The sequence below is a fragment of the Clostridium sp. TJA032 genome, assembly GCF_058310275.1.
Map to the genome: position 1 here is coordinate 534,688 of NZ_JBZEFB010000001.1, position 18,619 is coordinate 553,306.

Annotated in this window: 19 protein-coding genes and 1 riboswitch; of the genes, 3 read left to right on the forward strand and 16 right to left on the reverse strand. The window is 27.5% G+C overall.

Going from position 1 to position 18,619, the window contains the following annotated elements; genetic code table 11:
• Positions 1–132: 132 nt before the first annotated feature.
• Complete coding sequence (locus tag AC4FRL_RS02450; RefSeq protein ID WP_491138483.1) at positions 133–2,121, reverse strand: ATP-dependent helicase; 1,989 nt, start codon at positions 2,119–2,121, stop codon at positions 133–135.
• A 185-nt stretch (positions 2,122–2,306) separates the two neighbouring features.
• On the opposite strand from AC4FRL_RS02450, the gene AC4FRL_RS02455 reads away from it, so the two are divergent.
• Positions 2,307–3,779, forward strand: a complete 1,473-nt coding sequence (locus AC4FRL_RS02455; protein WP_491138485.1) for a nicotinate phosphoribosyltransferase — start codon at positions 2,307–2,309, stop codon at positions 3,777–3,779.
• 37 nt (positions 3,780–3,816) lie between these two features.
• On the opposite strand, the gene AC4FRL_RS02460 is transcribed toward AC4FRL_RS02455, so the two are convergent.
• Both AC4FRL_RS02460 and AC4FRL_RS02465 read right to left on the reverse strand, forming a co-directional pair.
• Positions 3,817–3,984, reverse strand: a complete 168-nt coding sequence (locus AC4FRL_RS02460; RefSeq protein ID WP_491138486.1) for a hypothetical protein — start codon at positions 3,982–3,984, stop codon at positions 3,817–3,819.
• A gap of 28 nt (positions 3,985–4,012) precedes the next feature.
• Positions 4,013–4,348 (reverse strand): hypothetical protein, encoded by a 336-nt coding sequence (locus tag AC4FRL_RS02465; RefSeq protein WP_491138488.1) that lies wholly within the window; start codon positions 4,346–4,348, stop codon positions 4,013–4,015.
• 570 nt (positions 4,349–4,918) lie between these two features.
• Between AC4FRL_RS02465 and perR the strand changes: the two genes are divergently transcribed.
• Positions 4,919–5,338, forward strand: coding sequence for a transcriptional regulator PerR (perR, locus tag AC4FRL_RS02470; protein ID WP_491138489.1), 420 nt, complete (start codon positions 4,919–4,921; stop codon positions 5,336–5,338).
• Positions 5,339–5,378: 40 nt separating this feature from the next.
• Here the strand turns inward: perR and pepV are convergent, their stop codons facing one another.
• The 12 genes from pepV to AC4FRL_RS02530 form a co-directional block, all read right to left on the reverse strand.
• The gene (gene pepV / locus AC4FRL_RS02475; protein WP_491138490.1) at positions 5,379–6,776 is read right to left on the reverse strand and encodes a dipeptidase PepV; all 1,398 of its coding nucleotides are present in this window, start codon (positions 6,774–6,776) and stop codon (positions 5,379–5,381) included.
• Between the two features lie 191 nt (positions 6,777–6,967).
• Positions 6,968–8,269 carry a uracil-xanthine permease family protein gene (locus tag AC4FRL_RS02480; RefSeq protein WP_491138491.1) on the reverse strand — a complete coding sequence of 434 codons (1,302 nt, stop codon included), beginning with the start codon at positions 8,267–8,269 and terminating at the stop codon, positions 6,968–6,970.
• Positions 8,270–8,636: 367 nt separating this feature from the next.
• Positions 8,637–9,398, reverse strand: a complete 762-nt coding sequence (locus tag AC4FRL_RS02485; RefSeq protein WP_491138493.1) for a cobalt-precorrin-6A reductase — start codon at positions 9,396–9,398, stop codon at positions 8,637–8,639.
• Between the two features lie 18 nt (positions 9,399–9,416).
• Positions 9,417–10,139, reverse strand: coding sequence for a precorrin-3B C(17)-methyltransferase (gene cobJ / locus AC4FRL_RS02490; RefSeq protein ID WP_491138494.1), 723 nt, complete (start codon positions 10,137–10,139; stop codon positions 9,417–9,419).
• Between the two features lie 37 nt (positions 10,140–10,176).
• On the reverse strand, positions 10,177–11,178 hold the full coding sequence (gene cbiG / locus AC4FRL_RS02495) for a cobalt-precorrin 5A hydrolase (RefSeq protein ID WP_491138495.1): 1,002 nt from the start codon (positions 11,176–11,178) through the stop codon (positions 10,177–10,179).
• A 1-nt stretch (position 11,179) separates the two neighbouring features.
• Complete coding sequence (gene cobM, locus AC4FRL_RS02500; RefSeq protein ID WP_491138496.1) at positions 11,180–11,935, reverse strand: precorrin-4 C(11)-methyltransferase; 756 nt, start codon at positions 11,933–11,935, stop codon at positions 11,180–11,182.
• 41 nt (positions 11,936–11,976) lie between these two features.
• On the reverse strand, positions 11,977–12,639 hold the full coding sequence (locus AC4FRL_RS02505; protein WP_491138497.1) for a cobalt-factor II C(20)-methyltransferase: 663 nt from the start codon (positions 12,637–12,639) through the stop codon (positions 11,977–11,979).
• Positions 12,640–13,233, reverse strand: coding sequence for a precorrin-6Y C5,15-methyltransferase (decarboxylating) subunit CbiT (gene cbiT, locus AC4FRL_RS02510; RefSeq protein WP_491138499.1), 594 nt, complete (start codon positions 13,231–13,233; stop codon positions 12,640–12,642). It lies immediately after the preceding gene.
• Between the two features lie 23 nt (positions 13,234–13,256).
• The gene (gene cbiE, locus AC4FRL_RS02515; protein WP_491138500.1) at positions 13,257–13,868 is read right to left on the reverse strand and encodes a precorrin-6y C5,15-methyltransferase (decarboxylating) subunit CbiE; all 612 of its coding nucleotides are present in this window, start codon (positions 13,866–13,868) and stop codon (positions 13,257–13,259) included.
• A gap of 43 nt (positions 13,869–13,911) precedes the next feature.
• A complete protein-coding gene (gene cbiD / locus AC4FRL_RS02520; protein ID WP_491138502.1) occupies positions 13,912–14,988 on the reverse strand; it encodes a cobalt-precorrin-5B (C(1))-methyltransferase CbiD in 1,077 nt (358 codons plus the stop codon).
• A 19-nt stretch (positions 14,989–15,007) separates the two neighbouring features.
• Positions 15,008–15,640, reverse strand: a complete 633-nt coding sequence (locus tag AC4FRL_RS02525) for a precorrin-8X methylmutase (RefSeq protein WP_491138504.1) — start codon at positions 15,638–15,640, stop codon at positions 15,008–15,010.
• A 2-nt stretch (positions 15,641–15,642) separates the two neighbouring features.
• On the reverse strand, positions 15,643–16,482 hold the full coding sequence (locus AC4FRL_RS02530) for a sirohydrochlorin cobaltochelatase (RefSeq protein WP_491138505.1): 840 nt from the start codon (positions 16,480–16,482) through the stop codon (positions 15,643–15,645).
• Between the two features lie 123 nt (positions 16,483–16,605).
• Positions 16,606–16,783, reverse strand: a riboswitch (cobalamin riboswitch).
• Between the two features lie 218 nt (positions 16,784–17,001).
• Between AC4FRL_RS02530 and AC4FRL_RS02535 the strand changes: the two genes are divergently transcribed.
• Entirely contained in the window at positions 17,002–18,243 is a 1,242-nt protein-coding gene (locus tag AC4FRL_RS02535; RefSeq protein ID WP_491138507.1) for a 3D domain-containing protein, read from the forward strand.
• Between the two features lie 45 nt (positions 18,244–18,288).
• On the opposite strand, the gene AC4FRL_RS02540 is transcribed toward AC4FRL_RS02535, so the two are convergent.
• Positions 18,289–18,615, reverse strand: a complete 327-nt coding sequence (locus tag AC4FRL_RS02540; RefSeq protein WP_491138508.1) for a hypothetical protein — start codon at positions 18,613–18,615, stop codon at positions 18,289–18,291.
• Between the last annotated feature and the right edge of the window lie 4 nt (positions 18,616–18,619).

Here is an 18,619-nt window from a genome sequence, read left to right on the forward strand (position 1 = left end):
TATATATTTTTGATTATATATTACTCTCTTTTTTTCTTCAATTGTATTTTATCATCATTTACGAGTATATTATATAAGAGTATTATTACTAAATAAAAAGCATAATAAAGTTATTTTATTATGCTTTTTATTTTAATTATTTAATATTATTTTATCTATTAGATTATTTTCAATTAAAGTTCTTAAAGAAAATTTTTTCTTATCTCCTTTAAGAAATTCAATAACTAAATTATCCTTATTTATTTCAATAATTTCTCCCACTCCAAAATAATTATGCCTTATAATATCTCCCTTTAAAAAACCATAATTTTTTACTTCATCCTTAATTTCTATATTATTTAAGAAAATAGATTTATCTTTAAATTTGCCTCTTAAAGTTTTTGGAGAATAAAGGTATAAATTATTTATAGCCCTTGTTATTCCTACATAAAGAAGTCTTCTCTCCTCTTCTAAATTATCCATACTATTTTTATGTGGAATTACTTCATCTACTATATTTACAATATGAACATTTTTAAATTGCATTCCTTTAACTCCATGAATAGTACTTAATATAACAGAATCAATATTCCCTTTAGAATTTATTTTTTCTAAATTTTCTTGTACATTTTCTATATGAGAAAGAAAACTAACTATGGATTTAAATTCTGTAGCAGAACTTTTAAATTCTTCTACAATCTCTAATAATTCCTCTTGATTTTGATTGAATTTATTTGAATACTCTCTTATATACTGACTATATTCTAAATCACTTAATATAAAATCAATAGCACTATTTAGAGAAATTTTATTTAAGTAGGCTATATCATTTTTTAACTCTTCAATTTTTCTTATTTGAAAAGGATGTACATCTTCAGAGTTAATTAATATATCAAAAACATTTTCTTTAACCTTAGAATTCATAACTTTATAAATAGCACTTTTTGAAAAATATCTAAAAGGTTTATTTATTATTTTATTAAAATCCTCTTTACTATAAGGGTCTATAGAAAGTCTTAAATATGAAATTAAATCTTTACATATAAAGTGATTAAAAAAATTATATTCTTTATCTAAAAGTTTAAAAGGTATTTTTTTTCTTATAAAAGCCTCAATAAAACTTCTGCTTTCCATATTAGTTCTATATAAAATAGCACTATCACAGTATTTATCTCCAAAATTTTTACTTTCTTCTATTTTTAAAGCAATTAAATTTGCTTCTTCTGCTTCATTAAAGGGTCTTTTAAACTCTAAAATACCTTCATTCTCATTAAAGGATAATATTTCTTTTTTATATCTATCTCTATTATTTTTTATAACCTCTTTAGATAGTTCTACAATATTTTTTAAACTTCTATAATTATATTTTAAGTATATACTTTCTCCTGCTTTAAAATACTCATTAAATTTTATCATACACTTAGGAGTAGCTCCCCTAAAAGAATATATACTTTGATCTTCATCTCCAACACAAAAAATATTATTATCTATAAGCTTTAAAAACTCTAACTGAATTTCATCACAATCTTGAAATTCATCTACTAAAATATATCTTATTAAATTTTTATAATATCCTAATATATTGGGATTATTTTTCAAAAGCTTTACTGCTTTTATTTGTAAATCATCAAAATCTAAAAGTCCTCTCTCATTTTTAAATACTTCATAAGCCTTATAACAATTATTAAATATATTTTCTGTTATAGATAAATTTAACTCTTTAGAAGATACCTTTTTCCTAGAGATATTGTTTAAAACTTCTTTTATTTTTTCATCACTTACCTCCTCCATATAAGAGCTTAAAACCTTTCGTATAAGATTATAAGCTTCTCTATTATCTATGATTTTTATATCTTCCTTATTTCTAAGTAAAATTTTATAAAATAATCCATGAAAAGTTCCAAAGAAAGGAATAGATCCTTCTTTATGCATTTCTTTAAATCTACTTTTCATATTTTCTGCTGCAGACTTTGTAAAAGTAATTACTATAACATTTATCCCTTTAACATTTTTATAGTCTAAAAGATATTTTACTCTATTTAATATTACCGTTGTCTTACCCGCTCCTGGCGGCGCTATTATAAGAGTCTTTTCACTTTTTGCTTCAATTGCTTTTTTTTGATATTTATCTAAATTATTCATTTAATCTCTCCCATGCTCTTACCTTTAGTCAAGAATTAAAATAAATTTTTATATTAAAATTTATTTTAATTCTTGACTAAAAATCCTATAGTAAAACATAATATTTAATAACATATATATTGTAATAATTCTAAGTACTGGTTACAATAGTTATTGACAACTTATGAAAAGGAGATAAATTTTATATGGATTATAAGTTTGATGTAAAAAATCCTAGAAATCTTACAATGCTAGTTGATTTCTATGAACTTACTATGGCAAATGGATATTTTAAAAATGGTATAGAAAATAAAATTGCCTATTTTGATATGTATTTTAGAAGGGTTCCAGATGGTGGTGGCTATTGTATAATGGCTGGTGTTGAACAGCTTATTGAATACTTATCAAATCTAAACTTTTCAGAAGATGATATAGCTTATTTAAAGTCAAAGAATTTATTTTGCAATGAATTTTTAGATTTTTTAATAAATTTCAAATTTACCTGTGATGTTTGGGCAATTCCAGAAGGAAATCCAGTATTTCCAAATGAGCCTTTAGTAATAGTTAAAGGGCCTGTAATACAAGCTCAATTTATAGAAACTATGATACTTTTAACTATAAATCACCAAACGCTTATAGCTACTAAAGCAAATAGAATATGTAGAGCTGCTAAGGACAAAACTGTAATGGAATTTGGTTCTAGAAGAGCTCAAGGCTATGATGGAGCGATTTATGGTGCTAGAGCTGCTGCCATAGGTGGATGTCATTCAACAGCTTGTACAATAGCAGACCAGATGTTTGATATTCCTGCAATTGGAACTATGGCTCATAGTTGGATTCAACTTTTTGGCGATGAATATGAAGCCTTTAAAGCCTGGGCAGTTGCCTATCCTGATAACTGTACTTTACTAATAGATACTTATAATGTATTAAAATCTGGTGTTCCTAATGCTATTAAAGTTTTTGACGAGGTATTAAAACCTTTAGGAAAAAGGCCTCAAGGAATTAGAATAGATAGTGGAGATATAACTTATTTATCTAAAAAATGTAGAGAAATGTTAGATGAAGCAGGTTACGAAGATTGTAAAATAATAGTTTCAAATTCTTTAGATGAATATATAATAAGAGATGTTTTAAGTCAAGGTGCTTATATTGATGCCTTTGGAGTTGGAGAAAGACTTATAACTGCAAGGTCAGAACCAGTCTTTGGAGGTGTTTATAAATTAGTTGCTGTGGAAGATGATGAAGGAAATATAATTCCTAGAATAAAAATAAGTGAAAACGAAGAAAAAATAACAAATCCTGGCTTTAAGAAAATAGTAAGAATTTTTGACAAAAATACTCATACAGCTTTAGCTGATTTAATTCTTTTAAATGATGAAGAATTAGATATTACTAAGCCTTTAGAAATATTTGACCCTATACATGTTTGGAAAAGAAAAACTTTAACTAATTATTATGTTAAAGACCTTCTTGTTAAAATATTTGATAAAGGTAAAATATGCTATAAAAATCCTACAGTAATGGAAATTAGAGACTATGCAAAAAAAGAATGCGAAAAACTTTGGCCTGAAGTTTTAAGATTTGAAAATCCTCATACTTATTATGTTGATTTATCAAATGGCTTATGGAATTTAAAACATAATCTACTTCATAAATATTCTAGTATATACAAATAAAAAATAAAGGAGCTTTAATTTTAAAGCTCCTTTATTTTTAAACCAATACTAAATTATTATTTTTACCTTTTTCTTCTATCAAAAAGTTCTTATCTAAATATAATAAAAAGACACATTCTTCACCAGTTATCCTTTCATTCATAGGACAATCTTTTTGACACTTTATTTTCTCACTTTCATTTGACCAGAATGGACAATATGCCATCTTATAATCTCAATCCCCTCTAAAATATTTATAACATAGTTTTTAAACCTGAATTTTTGATAACTGTAATAGTTGTAAGCTCATTTTGAAAAGCCTTAAGCAAAGCTTTTTCTAAAACCTTTTCTTGATCAAAATTTTGAACATTTTTACAAACTGCAAAAACCTTATTAATTTCTCCCATAACATTTTTATAAGTTAATGTAACATAGGGCTTTTCATAAAGTATATCTACAATTTTTATACCCCATGACAAACAAGCAAAATCTCCTTCTTTCTTTAAAAAGCTTAAATCTTTTAACTTTTGAGTTTCTTTATTAGGATCAGTAACAATAATCAATTCGTCGCCTACTTTATACTTTGACATAATTAACCTCCTAAGCAATTTATTTATATAGAAAATTTTACCACTACTTTAACATTAAGTAAAGTATGGTAATTATTTAAATAATTATAAAAATTTTAAGGATAAAATACATAATTTTCAAACTATTATAATTATTTTATATTTATAATTTTTCCCCATTATTAATAAAAAAATTTATAAAAAATCTTATAAATTTATAACATATTAATATTATTTTTTAACACTTTACTTGCAATTCTCTTTTTATACAAGTAAAATAGTTAATAGCGTTTAAAAAACTTTAATTTAAATTTAATTATTTTCTAAAAACATAAAAAAAGAACAGTAAAAACTGTTCTTAAAGGAAAATGAAATGAACATGGAAAAACTTTGTTAATAAATTAACAAGATTTTAAATAGATTTTATCATAAAAAGGTTATTTTTACAAGTTTTTTTAACCTTTTTATTAAAATATTTTAAACAATATAAAGATTATTTCGCTTTAGGCAGTATTAAAAGATAATCTTTGACATATAATAATTATTATTATATAATATATTTAATTCTTATATATGATAGGGATGGTGGAAATGGACAATATAACTACTATTTTTAAAGAGAAAAAATTAAAATTAACTCCTCAAAGGATTGCTGTTTATAAATACTTAAAAGGTACAAAAGAACATCCATCTGCTGAGACAATTTATAAGGCTTTGCAAGAGGACTACCCTACAATGTCTTTAGCTACAGTATATAAAGCCTTAAAAACTCTTGTAGAAGTAGAACTAATACAAGAAATAAACGTAGGAGAAGGTAATTTTAGATACGATGGTAACTCTAATGACCATTGTCATGTTCAATGTTTAGCTTGTGGTAGAGTTGATGATATTGAAAATTTAGATTATGCACATCTAAATGAAGAAGCTCAAAAAACTTCTAACTACAGAATACTTTCAAACAAAATGTATTTTTACGGAATTTGTGAAGATTGTCAAAATAAACATGAATAAAAAAGGGAGGTAATTAACCCCCCTTTTTTATTTTCTTTTTTTATTTAGCTAATTCATATAAAGCCTTTGCATATATCTTACTTATTAAAACTAAATCATCTATTTTTATATATTCATTTGGTTTATGAATAACATCTGCTTCTCCTGGGAATATTGGCCCAAAAGCTACTATATTAGGCATCTCTTTAGCATATGTTCCTCCACCTATTGAAATTAATTTTCCTTCTTCTCCTGTTTCTTCCTTATAAACTCTTTGTAAAGTCTTTATTAAAGGATGGTCTGGTGAGAAGTATAAAGGTTTTTGATGCTCAAAGTTTTCAATTACTATGCCTGTACCTTTTATTCTTTCATTAAATGGATTCATCATATCTTCTAAAGTTTTTGTTACAGGATATCTTAAGTTTAAAGTAAGTCTTCCTACTTTATCATTTAAATCTATAACTCCAACATTAAAGCTTACTTTGCCTGAAGCTTCATCCATTAAGTTTATTCCAAACTTTTCTCCATAAACATCTTCGCCTATATTATCATTTAAGAATTTAACAAAAGATTTTATATCTTCTTGTGCTAAATCTAAATTAGCTAAAATTTTAATACTTTGCATTATAGCATTTATACCCTTTTCTGGAGTACTACCATGAGCTGAAACCCCAAATACTTTTAACTCTACTTCATCACCATTATGTGATACTTCAAATTTTATATTATTTTCTTTTGCAATATTAGTTATTTCTTCACAAGTTTTAACTGGATCTTTTGCTTTTAACTTTGTTTCACATAAACTAGCAACTACATTAGATGCAATTCCTCCTTTTATGCTACAAACTAAAACATCTCCATTATTTTTTTCATCTCCAAAGTTTTTTACAATGTCAAAAATAGTTATTCCCTTTTCTCCATTTATTATAGGAAATTCAGCATCAGGAGTAAAACCAGCTACAGGTGCTTTTTCATGTTCAACATAGTATTCCATGTCTTTACTTCCTGTTTCTTCATTAGTACCAAATATTATTCTTATCCTTTTAGATAAAGGTAATCCTAATTCTTTTATAGCTTTTAAACCATATAAAGAAGCCATTATAGGTCCTTTGTCATCAGTTGTTCCTCTTCCATATATTTTTCCATCATGTATTTCTGCTCCATAAGGTGGATATATCCAATCATCTCCTTCAGGAACTACATCTAAATGTCCTAAAGCAGCTACATATTCTTCTCCTTCACCATACTCTGCATAACCAACATTACCATCTAAATTAACTACTTTAAATCCTAATTTTTCAGATATGTCTAATGCGCATTGTAAAGCTTTAGATACACCCTCTCCAAAAGGCATTCCTTCCTTTGGTTCTCCTTCAACACTTTTGATTCTAATAATATCTTGTACTGACTCAATTAAATCATCTTTCATTTCGTCAATTTTGCTACTTATTAAATTCATTTTTGACACTTCCTCTCATCAACTTCAAGTTAACAAAATTTTAATATATATTACTATACATTTTACCACATTTCTACAAAGTTTTCTAATTCATTTTTATTAAATTTATTTAGGAAAATAATTAATAAAATAAATAATTTATTAAAAATATTCAAAATAAATAAAAAAAGCAAAGAATAAATCTTTGCTTTTTATCTATTTACTAATTTTTTCTTTTCAAAAAAACTTATAATTAAATTTAATATAATACCAACTAAGGCTGCTAAACTTAAGCCTGATATACTTACTGAATCAGTTATTTTAATTCCTATTGGATTTTCTAAGAATATTCCAGATAACCCTATAAAGATTATAATAGCCATTAAAATTACATTAGTTTTATTTAGCTTAACTTTTTCATTTTTAATTGTCTTAACTCCAACTAAAGCTATCATAGAGAAAAGCATTAAACTTATTCCTCCCATTACGGATTGTGGAATTGTTCTTATGAAAGCTCCAAACTTTGCAATAAAGCTTAGTACTATTGCAAAAAGTGCTGTTATTCTTAAAATTGCAGGATTATAATTTTTTGTTATAGCTAATACTCCTGTATTTTCACCATAAGTTGTATTAGCAGGTCCTCCTAAAAGAGAAGCCACTACAGTAGCTAGTCCATCTCCTAAAAAGGTTCTATTTAATCCTGGGTCTTCTATAAAGTTTTTACCTACAACTTGACCATTAGTAGTAATATCTCCTATATGTTCCATAGATACTGCTAAAATAACAGGTAAAGTTATCATTACTGCACCAAAATCAAATTTTGGTAGTGTAAAGTGTGGAACAGCTATCATAGTACTTTCATGAATTAAAGTAGTATCTACTTGTCCTAAAATTAAACTTAAGGTATATCCTACAAAAACTGCGATTATTATTGCTAATTGTGAAAAGAATCCTTTTCCAAGTTTGCTTATACTTAAAGCTAAAGCTAAAGTTACAAGGGCAACTAAAACTGTAGAAAAGGCACCACTCTCTCCTAATATTAAAGAAGTTACTCCTGCCATACTTAAAGCATTTGGTATAAGATTTAATCCTATAACCATTATCATAGGTCCAACTACTCTTGCAGGTAGTATGCTTTTTATCTTATCCATACCTATTCTTTTTACTAAAAGAGCTATTAGTATGTAAGTTAAACCTGCAAAGAAAATACCTCCTTGAGCATATCTTAAATCTCCATATTTAGCTGCAACAGCCTGAATTACAGGTATAAAAGCAAAGGAAGAACCTAAAAAGACAGGTACCTTACCCTTTGTACATAAATGAAATATAAGCGTACCTACTCCTGCTGTAAATAAAGCTACTGAAGGATCTAATCCAGTTACTATAGGTACTAAAACAGTTGCTCCAAACATAGCAACTAAATGTTGAAATCCTAAAAGAGCATTTTTTAAATATGCCAAAAGTCCTACTTTTTTAATATTTTCTTTTTCTTCATTTATTACTTGTTGTGCCATAAAAACTTATGCCTCCTTATTCTTTTTAAGGAGAAAACAAATTTGCTTCTCCCTTTTTTAGCCTCACAGGACTTAATTAAAAAGGTAAAATAAAAAACTTCTTGTTAAAAAAGATAAACCTTAAGAAAACAAGAAGTTAATTTTAATAAATAGACTTTATTTATGATATAAATTATTAATTCTTGTAGCCTCTCTTGGACTATCTTAAAGAATTTTTTATTTTATTAGATTATATTTAAATTTTAATTATTTTTCAACCTATAGTTTTAGTTTTTTACACTTTTTTAATAACTTACTTTAATTTATTTTTTAATTATTTTAAAAAATAACAAAAAACCTCTTTAAGAAAACTTAAAGAGGTTTTTATTTAAAAGAATCCCTTAATAAATTCTATACATTCTTCTATATTAGAAAAGGTTCTTCCATAATCTATAGTAGGTTTTTCTAATATTATTAATTTAATATTAGAATCTAGTGAAGCCTTTGCTTTTTCTAAAGCTCCTCCTCTTAATCCACTATCTTTAGTTAAAAGAGCCTTTGCTTTATATTCCTTTATAAAGGCTTTATTAAGTTCATATCCAATAGGACCTTTTATAGCAATTATATCCTCTATATTAATACCTAAAGCTATTAAATCATTCATTACCTTCTTAGAAGGTAATACTCTATGAATAATTCTATTTTTAAGAGAAAGCTTTACTATTTCCTCTACGCCATTACTGCCTGTAGTATTTAAAATAGGACCATCAATTATAGAATCTATATGCTTAAGCTTTTCTAAAGAAGTAATTCTTATAATATTTTCATCCTTTAATTCTTCTAATACGCCACTTCTCTCGTATCTTATATATTCTATATCTAAACTTTCACAAATTTTCATTGTATTTTTACTAACATTTTTAGCATAAGGATGAGATACATCTACTATTGCTTTTAAATTAAATTTCTTAGCAAAATTTAAAAGTTCAACTTCATTTAAAGGTTTATGATTTTTAAACTTAACATTAAAGTCCTTTAAAAGATTACTTCCATACTCTGTAGCTGTAGATATAACTATATTATCTTCAAAGCCCTTTAAAGCTTTTAAAAACTCTCTTCCTTCAGAAGTGCCTAATATAAGTGCAATCATATTTTAATCCTCATTAGTTTATTTTTTTATTTTATAACCTCTTGGAGTTATGAAATAACCATCTTTTACATAACTTTTTGAATTACCTATAATAACTATAGAAAACATATCTACAACTTCATCATTAAAGTTTTTTAGAGTAAATATTTCCTTACTTTCTCCTTCTCTTAAAGCATTCTTTACAACAGCTATAGGAGTATTCTCTTTTCTAAATTTCTTTACTATTTCAACACACTCTTTTAAATAATATGGTCTTCCTTTACTTTTAGGATTGTATAGAGAAATTACAAAATCTCCTTCTGCAGCTAATCGAACTCTTTTTTTAATCTCGTCATAAGGTGTCATTAAATCACTTAAACTTATATTACAATTATCATGCATTAAAGGAGCCCCTAATACTGAACCTGCTGCACTAGAAGCTGTAATACCTGGTATTATTTCAACCTCTTCATCTTTTCTCATTTCTAATATAAGTCCTGCCATTCCATAAATCCCTGAATCTCCAGTACTTATTAAAGCAACCTTTTGTTCTCTGCTAAGGATTAAAGCTTCCCTGCATCTTTCTTCCTCTCCACGCATACCAGTTTTAAAAACTTTTTTATCCTTTATTAAATCTTTTATCATCTCTATATACTTAGTGTATCCAACTATTACTTCACTTTCTTCAATAGCCTTAACAGCTCTTAAAGTCATTTCATCTAATCCACCAGGGCCAATTCCAATTACATATAATTTTCCCATCTATATATCTCCTTCTTATGTTTATTAGGTTTAACCTTTACTCCTTAAGTATTCCAATGCTTAAGGTCATTCCATTTTTCTTTAGCTTATTTATTGTTATTTTTCCATTCATCAAAAGAATTACAGGCTCTGATACTGCTCTTACCCCAATAGATTTTTCAACAAAATCACTACCCTCAAATTCATTTTGAAAAACTTTAATTTGCTCTTTAGAAAAAGTTTCAAAGGAACAGTTTAAATATGAGCTTAAATCTAAAATAGCCTTTTCATCTTTTTTTATATCTATAGAACCTATCTTTAATACCGCTCTTTTGTCTATATTTAAATTCTTAAGTTCTTCTTCTATAAAAGATATTAAATTATTAGAAGGGGTGTTTTTTCTACAGCCTATACCTAAAAGTATATTTCTTCTAACTAACTTTAAAACTCCTTTTAAAGTTTTCTCTCCTAAAAAAGAATCTTTATTGCTTACAACTAAGGTGTTATCTCTTAAAATTTCACTTTTTTCATAGCCTAAAGGAGTTTCTATAAGTCCATCTTCATCTAAAAAATAGACCTTTTTATCATTTACAAGTCTAGAGGCCATATCCTTTGCTTTTTTTAAATCATCTATAATAAGATTGTTACTTTTAGCAACCATATCTGGTGCAATTTTATTTTGATTATCTGTAGCCGTTGTTATAACTGGAGTATTATTTAAAAGTTTGCTTAATTTTAATGTTAATTCATTAGCTCCTCCAATATGCCCTCCTATTAAGCTTATGGTAAAGTTATTATTTACATCAATAACAACAACCCCTGGGTCCTTATCCTTTTTTACTATAAAAGGACTTATAGCTCTAACTGCAATGCCTGTTGAGCTTATAAAGATAATATTTGTACATTCTTTAAAAAAATCTTCAATTATAGCTTTTAAGGAAAAATCTTTAAGTTTACTTTTATAGGCACTTTTAAAGTTAATACTGTTTTTTTTTAAAAAGTCTTTAAGTTTATCTCCTATAAAATCGCCTCTATGAGTAACACTTATTATTCCAATCATTTTATTCTATTCCTTTTCTAAACATATGAGTAAAATGCTTATCATAAAGAAGACTTTTCTCATAATCACAATCAATAAAATCCCCAACTAATATTTGAGCACATTTATTTATTCCAGCTTCCTTAACTTTTTCAGATATATTTTTTAAATTCCCTACTATTACCTCTTGGTCATCCCATGTAGCTCTAGAAATTACAGCTATAGGAACATCTTCTCTTCCATATCCATTTTTTAATTTCTCAACAACCTTATCAATCATTGATATTGATAAAAATAAAGCCATGGAAGCTCCTATTTTAGCTAACTTCTCTAAATCTTCTGTTTCTGGAACTGGTGTTCTTCCTTCTACTCTAGTTAAGATAACAGTTTGAGTTACAGAAGGTAATGTAAATTCTTTTTTTATTGCTGAAGCTGCTGCTGTAAAGGAACTTACACCTGGTACAACTTCATAACTTATATTAAATTTATCTAATTCATCCATTTGCTCTTTAATAGCACCGTAAATTGATGGGTCTCCTGTATGAAGTCTTACTATGATTTTACCTTCACCATCATTTTCTTTTATAACAGATAAGACCTCCTCTAAAGTCATTGAAGCTGAATTATATATTTTACAATCTTTTTTGCAAAATTCTAGATGTTTTTCACTAACTAATGACCCTGCATATATTACAAGGTCTGCTCTTTCTAATAATTCTCTTCCTCTAACTGTTATTAAGTCCACAGCTCCTGGACCTGCACCTATGAAATATAACATTTTATCCTTTGCCTCCTAAATAATTACGATTTTTAAATAGTCTACTTACTAGCTAATATTAAAGACATATAATCTCTATGACGTAATATTTCTTCTCTAGTTTTTAAAATCTTTTCTCCTTCTCTTCCTGCTCTACTAACTAACACATAATTAAATCCCTTATCTTCTAAGACATTTAAAACCTCTTCTTCCTTTTTGTAAACCTTCATAACAACAACAAATTTTTCATCTTTTATATCTTTAACTCTTCCTGCTGGAAGTACAAGTAAGGGCTCATTACCAACAACTAAAGTTCTGTCAACTATGCTAGCTGCTGCACAGAAAGAAGTTATTCCCGGAATAGTTTTAACAGAAAAACCATGTTCTTCTACATAATTTAATAAATGAATATATGTACTATAAACATAAGGGTCTCCTATAGTTAAAAAACTTACATTCTTACCCTCTTTTAATTTTTCTAAAATAAGCTCATAAGCTTCCTTAACTTTTAACTCTCTATCTTTTTTTCCCATAGGAAAATGCTTAATAAAAGTTTCTGTTCCTTCTTTTATATACTCATTAGCCGCTAATAAGGCTATACTTTCTCCATTTTCCTCTGCACTTGGTGCAACTATAACACTACTGTCTTCTATAGCCTTTACTGCCTTTACAGTTAATAACTCACTATCTCCTGGACCTACACCTATTCCGTATAATATTGCCACTTAATTTTCCTCCTTAAATGCTTTAACAATAAAAATTGGATTATTGCTAATCATCATATATGTATTTTCTTTATTTTTGCTTATGTTAACTAAAGAAATTTCAGTTTTATAACCTAACTCCTTTAAAAATTCTATTGCTTTATATAAATTGTTTAAAGTTATAAAGTTTAATACTAAAACTCCCTTTATCTTTAGAATTTTATCTGATATATTTATAATTTTTTCAAGTCCCCCACCAGAACCTCCTATAAATATTGAATCAAACTTCGAAATTTTCCCTAAATTTATCTCCTTTAAGATAAATTCCATTTTTTCTATAGCATCGCCTTCTAAAAGAGTTACATTTTTACAAGAGAATTTTTTTATATTCTCCTTAGTTATTCTTATAGCTTCTTCATCTCTTTCTATAGAAAAAACTACTCCTTTTTTTAAAAGCTTTGAGCCTTGCACAGTAATGCTTCCTGTTCCGCTTCCAATATCTAAAAAGGTAGAATCTTCACTTAACTCTAGTTTGCTAATAGTAAGTATTCTAACTTCTTCCTTTGTCATAGGACACTTTCCTCGTATAAAATCTGAGTCTTTTAAAAATTTCATTTAATTTTCCTCCAAAGGAAAACCTATCTTTCTATTATTATTACAGATAAATCCCCATACTCTTTATTTAATATATCTTCTGCCTTACCAAAGGTTATTCTCTCCTCTTTATAAGACAAATTTTCTCCTACATATAAAGTAGCATCAATAGAATTTTCTATTAGCTTTTTACTTAAGGTAATTGGAGTGTTTTTTTTATCTGTTAACCAAATAGATAATTTGTTTTCCCTAACAATTTTTATAAAATTCTCTTCCCTTCCATGCATACTTCCTACAAAAGCATTATTCCAAGGCTTTTTAAGTTTACATGTTAAATACTGAAAAGAACTTATTCCAGGTAAAACAGAAACTTCTCCCTTATAATTTTCACATATATAGTTTGTAATGCCATAAAAGGTTGGATCCCCTGATGCCACTACAGATATTTTTTCTCCCTTATTATTATTTAAAAAATCTATAATCCCTTTTAGGCTTTTTACTTTTTTTAATTTATTTTTTTCTATAAAACTTAAAAACTTTAAGCTAGAAATTGCTCTTTCAAATCCAATTATATAATCACTATTTTCAATTTCTTTAAAAACCTTAGGAATTATATAATCTTCATGTCCTGGTCCTAAACCGAGTATTTTAACCAAAGCATCCTTCAACCTTTCCTAATTAATAAGTACCTTTAAAGCTTTAAGACTTATATAAAAGCTTCATATCCTTAGCCCCATAGTACATTAAAATATTAAAATTAGCTTCTCCATAAGCGTATATATCTAATCTTTTTAATATTTTTTCTCCTATTCTTTCATAAAGATTTTTAAAATCATCTCCAAGAAGCCTTACAACACCTTCACTAGTTTTTTCTTCTAAAACTTTTTCTACAAGAGATAAATCATACCCCATTAAGGTAAGCTCTAAAGCTATGACTTCTAGCCTTACATCAGATACTCTACTATGGGTATTAAAACAACCAAAGGCAATCTTACTTAATTTTCCTATATGACCAACTATAGTTATATCCTTTATTCCAATGGCTAAGGCACACTCTATAGAAAAGCCTACAAAGTTAGATATAACAACTATATTATCCTCTTTATGCCCTCTTTCTTTTAAAAATCTTTCTCCCATATTTCCAAAAACAAAAAATAATTTATTATTTTTTAAAGCTTTTTGTCTTATTTCAATACGTATAGATTCTTTTAAAGCTTCCTCTGACATTGGATAAACTATTCCTGTTGTACCAAGAATTGATATGCCATCTACTATTCCAAGTCTAGGGTTAAATGTTTTCTTAGCAATCTCTCTCCCTCTTGGAACAAAAATTGTTATCTTAACTCCCTTTCCCTTAGGCAGAACACTTAAGACCTCTTTTTTTATCATTTCTCTTGGAACAGGATTTATAGCACTTTCTCCCTTTTTTACAAAAAGACCTTCTTTTGTAACAACTCCAACACCTTCTCCTCCACAAAGAATAAAACCCTCTTCTATTTCTTCTGCCTTTGCAAAAATTTCAAGTCCAGAAGTTGCATCTATGTCGTCTCCTCCATCCTTTATAACAGAACAGGAAACTTTATCTTTACAAAAATTTATATTATGTATCTCTAAATTAAGTTTTATATTTTTAGGAGTAGTTATATCTATAGAGCTTATGTTGTTTTTATTAAAAAGCATATAGGTTGCTGCCTTAGAAGCTGCTGCTGCACAGGAACCTGTTGTATAGCCACACCTTAGTTTTTTGCCTCCACTTTCTACATACATATCAAACATTTGTTATACCTTCTTTAATTTACATTTCTCTTTTGTAATTCATATAAAGTAAAGCATTCATTATAGCTGCTGCTACAGTACTTCCACCTTTTCTTCCTCTAACTCTTATATAAGGAGTATTAATACTCTCTAAATCTTCCTTACTTTCACTTGCTCCTACAAAACCTACTGGTACTGCAATTATAAGTTTTGGCTTAGCTTTTCCTTCTTTTATAAGTTCTCTAAGCTTAAATAAAGCAGTTGGTGCATTACCAAAAACAAATATATCTACATTTTCCTTTGCTGCAAGTTCAACTCCTGCCATTGACCTTGTAATATTATTTTCCTTTGCCATTTTAAATACTTCTTCTAATCCAACATAACATTGAACTGATGAATTTAATACCTTTAAAGCTCTTTTATTAATTCCAGATAAAGCCATAGTTGTGTCTGTATATATTTTAGCTCCGTTTTTTAAAGCAGATATTCCAGCTTCGATAGCATCTTTGCTTATATCTATTAAATCTTCATACTCAAAATCTGCCGTAGTATGTATTACTCTCTTTACTATATTTAGTTCTTCCTCTGAAAAGTTCCTTTCATTTTTCATTTCTGAACCTATAATTTCAAAACTTTTTTCTTCAATTCCCATAGGACTTTTCATATAATCCATTATTATTTTCTTCCTCTCTTGTGTTTCTTTTTAGTTTCTCCAAGACCTTTGTAGGTTTCCTTTATAACATCATTTATCCTTTGTATATATAAGTTGCAAAACTCATCATATTCTCCTAATCCCTTTAAGATTACCTTAGCAGAAACTCCTGAAGCTTCAAACCTACTTTTCCATGAATCCTCTTCCTCTGAAGCCATATCATTTTTAGCATGGTCTCCTGCTACAACCATTAAAGGAATTATAGTTATTTTATTAATATTGTTTTTCTTAACTCTTTTTAAAACATTTGAAAAATTAGGATATCCCTCTACTGTTCCTACAAAGACATCATTATAATCCTTATCTTCTAAAACAGATTGTAAGCATCCATAAACAGCATTAGATGGATTTGCACTACCATGTCCTACAAAAACACAAGGAGAATTTTCTTCAATTAAATTCTTCATAGTGTCTATAAAACAAGAATAATCATCAGGACCTCCTTCAAAGCCTTCATAATAAAAAATAGGTCTTCCTATTTCTATTTTTTTAAACATAGGTCTATTAATATCTACCATATGTTTTATGTAATCAAATTCTTCCCCAGGAATAATATGAAGTGGCTGAACTATAACTTCTTCATACCCTTCTTCTCCTAACTTTTTAAGAGCATCTTCTGGAAATAATACCTCCATATCATATTTTTCTTTTAACTTTCTAACTATCATATGTGAAGTAAAACTTCTAAAAACATCATAATCTTTAAAGCTCTCTTCTATAGAATCTTCAATTTTTTTTATAGAGTTATTTATTGCCTCTATATGACTTGTTCCAAAACTTACTACTAATATAGCTTTTTTCATTTTTCACCTCTAAAAACATTAAAAATAAAAAGCATCTGTGCTACAAAGAACAGATGCTTTTGAATCAAAGTAATTATTTTCCAAAATTATGAACAATAAATACTAATCTCTTCCCTCCGAAGCTTAGTTTATAAATTTTAGGCAGGTATCCTGACTTGAGGCTTATCCTTATTTCACCCTTCCCAATTTTTTAAAATTAGTGGCTTATAGAAACTCGTATCCTCTTACAGTAGCGGGGGCTGTAGTGGATTTTAACCACTTTCCCTTTTAATCAAATCAAACCTAAAAATACAAAATATTATTTTTTTTAATTATAATATATAATTTTAATTATTTCAATATAAGGTGAATTTCTTATTTTTTATCTTTGTAGTATAATGTAATTGTTAACTTTTTCTTACCATATTTTAAATCTTTAAAGGTTAAATTTGTGTTACAATTACCTTTTGTGTTATAATTCAGTAAAACGTTATGAAATACACTTAAGTTGTGGAAAATTTAACTAAAGGAGTGTAGTTTATGCAAAAAAGACTTTTATCAGCGTTAATCGCTGCGTCAATTACTTTATCAACTAGTAGTGTGGTTTTTGCTGATACAGTAAATGACAAAAAATCTACAATAGAGGAGAATAAGGTAAAATATTCACAGTTAGATAACCAAGTTATTTCCCTAAACTCTGAAGTATCAAAGCTTAATAATGAGATTGAAGAACTTAATTCTAAATTAGAAGAAAATAAAGCTAAAATGAAAAGTACTGAGGAGAATTTAAAAGAGACTGAAGAGAAAGTAGACACTTTAAAAGCTGAAATAGAAGATAAGCAAGAACTTTTAGGGAAAAGAATGCGTGCTATGTATAAGGGGCAAGATACTATGAACCCTATAGTATTTTTACTTAAATCAGAAGATTTTTCTGATTTACTAACTAGAGTTGATGCTCTTGCAAGAGTGTCTGCCTTAGATAGAAACCTTATAAATAGTTTAGATACGCAAAAAGATTCTCTAAATAATGATATAGAAAAACTAGAGAGTGATAAAAAAGAACTTAAAGAACTTAAGGCTTCAACAGAAACCTCTCTTAAAACTTTAGACAGTAAAAAATCTGAAGAACAAAAGAAAATAGAAGAATTAAATAAACAAAAAGATGCTGTTTTAGGAGTTATTAAAGATAATGAAATGTCATTAATTTCTCATTCTGTATCTATTATAGATTCTTCTTCGTCCCTTTCGGAACTTGAAAGTGCTGTAAGCACATTAAACCAATTAATCCCACAACTTAACATTGATTCTGTAAAGGATGTAGCTAACAAATCTTTAGAGGTTGCAAATAAAAAAATTCAATCTATAAAGGAAGAGGAAGCTAAGAAAAAAGAGGCTGAAAAAGCTAAAAGCACTTCCTCTAGCTTAGGAAATTTAAATAATGTTAGCTCAAATCAATCTAGCAGTAGTGAAAGTAGTGATGGAAAATATAAAAAGACCATGTCTATGGAAGCTACAGCTTATAGTGGTGGTACTTTAACTGCTATGGGGCTTAGACCTGTTAGAGATCCAAATGGCATAAGTACAATAGCAGTTGACCCTAATGTAATACCTTTAGGTTCAAAAGTTTTTATACCAGGATATGGATATGCCATTGCTTCTGATACTGGTGGAGTTATAAAGGGAAATATAATAGACCTTTATATGAACTCTCATGAAGAATGTATAGCTTGGGGTAGACGTCAAGTTACAGTTCATATTGTAGCTTATCCTGGCGAATGGTAAAAAGTAGACAAGCTTAAAATAAAAAAGATAAGGAATATTTATTCCCTATCTTTTTTTACCCCTCCTGCTTTTTTTATAACTCTTTTTTCCTCTCTTAAATCCATTTAATAAGATAAAAATAAGAAAGAAGCTTATTATTATAATGATTCCTAAAACTATAAAATTAAAAAGGTCCTTAAAATCTAAACCGAAATTACCTAGAAAATTTTTAAGCTTTATTGTAGCCTTAAATAGCCCCCATAAGACTATGGTAAATAGTATTCCTACAGAACTTGCCGTAACTCCAGCTTTAGACCTTTTAAAAAGGCATATAACCCCTATTAAAGCAAAGACTATTATAGCAAAGATAAATTTCCAATTTAAAATATCCAAAAGG

Coding starts and splice junctions, on each gene's coding strand:
- AC4FRL_RS02480 (WP_491138491.1), bottom strand. CDS start 8,269: ATGGCACAACAAGTAATAAATGAAGAAAAAGAAAATATTAAAAAAGTA.
- perR (WP_491138489.1), top strand. CDS start 4,919: ATGGACAATATAACTACTATTTTTAAAGAGAAAAAATTAAAATTAACT.
- AC4FRL_RS02455 (WP_491138485.1), top strand. CDS start 2,307: ATGGATTATAAGTTTGATGTAAAAAATCCTAGAAATCTTACAATGCTA.
- pepV (WP_491138490.1), bottom strand. CDS start 6,776: ATGAATTTAATAAGTAGCAAAATTGACGAAATGAAAGATGATTTAATT.
- AC4FRL_RS02465 (WP_491138488.1), bottom strand. CDS start 4,348: ATGTCAAAGTATAAAGTAGGCGACGAATTGATTATTGTTACTGATCCT.
- cobJ (WP_491138494.1), bottom strand. CDS start 10,139: ATGGGAAAATTATATGTAATTGGAATTGGCCCTGGTGGATTAGATGAA.
- AC4FRL_RS02460 (WP_491138486.1), bottom strand. CDS start 3,984: ATGGCATATTGTCCATTCTGGTCAAATGAAAGTGAGAAAATAAAGTGT.
- cbiD (WP_491138502.1), bottom strand. CDS start 14,988: ATGTTTGATATGTATGTAGAAAGTGGAGGCAAAAAACTAAGGTGTGGC.
- cbiG (WP_491138495.1), bottom strand. CDS start 11,178: ATGATTGGAATAATAAGTGTTACTCATAGAGGCGATTTTATAGGAGAT.
- AC4FRL_RS02450 (WP_491138483.1), bottom strand. CDS start 2,121: ATGAATAATTTAGATAAATATCAAAAAAAAGCAATTGAAGCAAAAAGT.
- AC4FRL_RS02525 (WP_491138504.1), bottom strand. CDS start 15,640: ATGGATTATATGAAAAGTCCTATGGGAATTGAAGAAAAAAGTTTTGAA.
- cobM (WP_491138496.1), bottom strand. CDS start 11,935: ATGTTATATTTCATAGGTGCAGGTCCAGGAGCTGTGGACTTAATAACA.
- AC4FRL_RS02530 (WP_491138505.1), bottom strand. CDS start 16,482: ATGAAAAAAGCTATATTAGTAGTAAGTTTTGGAACAAGTCATATAGAG.
- cbiT (WP_491138499.1), bottom strand. CDS start 13,233: ATGAAATTTTTAAAAGACTCAGATTTTATACGAGGAAAGTGTCCTATG.
- AC4FRL_RS02485 (WP_491138493.1), bottom strand. CDS start 9,398: ATGATTGCACTTATATTAGGCACTTCTGAAGGAAGAGAGTTTTTAAAA.
- AC4FRL_RS02535 (WP_491138507.1), top strand. CDS start 17,002: ATGCAAAAAAGACTTTTATCAGCGTTAATCGCTGCGTCAATTACTTTA.